This is a genomic window from Methylorubrum podarium, from assembly GCF_022179745.1.
Lineage (GTDB): Bacteria > Pseudomonadota > Alphaproteobacteria > Rhizobiales > Beijerinckiaceae > Methylobacterium > Methylobacterium podarium.
The window spans coordinates 1-1,585 of the sequence record NZ_BPRD01000682.1; the positions used below are offsets into that span (position 1 = coordinate 1).

Here is a 1,585-nt window from a genome sequence, read left to right on the forward strand (position 1 = left end):
GGTCCGGTCGCCGGCCGGGGCCGGGCGGTCCATCACGGTCGAGACGCTGTCGGCGGGGTCGGGCATCGTCGCTCCGGCAAAAGTCACGGCGTCCAGCGGTACAGCCACGTTTCCGTGACCTGCCGCCCTTCGGTCTTGAGGGCAAGGCGCAGTTCGCAGGCCCGCTCGCTGCCCGGATCCAGCTCGAAGGCGACGCGGACGGTGCGGGTCTCCGGGTGCGGGATCCAGCGGGTCGCGCCCTCGACGATCCGGCCGGGGCCGGCGATCAGGACCGTGTCGAGGGGCACCATCGCGCCCTCCGGGGTGAACAGGACGTCGCCGGTGAAGTCGACGAGGAACAGGCGCCGGGGATTGGCGCCGCCGCGGCCGCTGCGGGTGCTCGTGACCCGCGCGAGCGGGGCGACCGGCGGCTCGCCGCCCCAGCTCTGCCGGTAGCCGACACGGACCTCCTGGCCCGCGGGCAGGGCCGCCTTCGGCCGCCAATAGGCGATGACGTTCTCGTTGATCTCCGCATCGCTCGGGATCTCGAGGAGGGTCACGGCGCCCTCCCCCCACAGGGCTTCGCCCCCAGGTTCGCCCACCCGTTCGCCCGGCTCGACCCACAGCGAGGGGCCGCGCTCCCAGTGGTGGACGTCGTCCTCGAAGGTCGCGGGGGCCCGGTCCCGCTGCGTCAGGCCGAAGCCCTGCGGACCGTTGTCGAGGAAGCCCGAGATCTGCAGCGTCTCCGGGTTGCGCACCGGGCGCCAGATCGCCTCGCCGCCGCCGTTGCGGATCTGCAGGCCGCCCGCGGCGTAGACCGCGGCGCGGGCGTCGTCCGAGCCGCGCCGGTCGTGCGGGCCGAACAGGAACGGCGCCTGCATGCCGCCGAGGCCGAGGTGTTCGACCGCCTTGCGGGTGACCAGGGTGGCGGTGACCGCGGCGGTGGAGGTCTCGCCGGGGCGCAGTTCCAGGCGCAGGGCCGCGGCGAGGGAGTCGGAATCGATCAGGGCGTGGATCACGAGCGGCCCGTCGGGCGTCTTCGGGCGCTCCACGAACAGCGCGCGCCAGCGGGGGAATTCCTCGCCGCGGGGGTCGGCCGGGCGCAGCATCAGGGCGCGCCCGTTGACGCCGAATTCCTGGCCCCGCCCCACCAGCCGGTAGAAGCAGGCGCCCTGGAACACCGCGAAATCCTGGTGCCGCTCGCCGAAGCGCGCGCGGATGCGCAGGCCGGAAAAGCCCGGCTCGGTCTCCGGCAGGGCCGCCGCGCCGGCGTCCGATCCCGGCTCGTAGCGCCCGCGCTCGTAGGTGACCGGGCGGACCACGCCGTCCTCGACGAGGAACAGGGCGACCCGGTCGGTGTAGTAGAACCCGCGCAGCAGCGGCTCGACGGCGAAGCCGTGCGGCTCGCCGCCCCAGAGCAGCGCCTCGGGGCGCAGGCGGATCGCCTCGTAGGCCTCCCGCGGCAGGTTCTTGAGGGCGTCGGGCACGTCGTTGGTGGCCTGGGCCGCGAAGGGCCGGTTGCCGAGCGCCCGGGCGAGGTCGGGCACGGTGGCCTCCGAGAAGGGCGAGCCCGGCGCGGGCAGGGCCGGCGGCGCGGCCTGGGCCG

General features: G+C 75.2%; 1 protein-coding gene. It reads right to left on the minus strand.

Translation table 11 applies throughout. The features are described 5' to 3' along the window. Positions 1-83: 83 nt before the first annotated feature. The coding region (locus MFF42_RS25760) for a glucan biosynthesis protein D (RefSeq protein ID WP_238258805.1) at positions 84-1,585 on the minus strand (1,502 nt) is incomplete at its 5' end.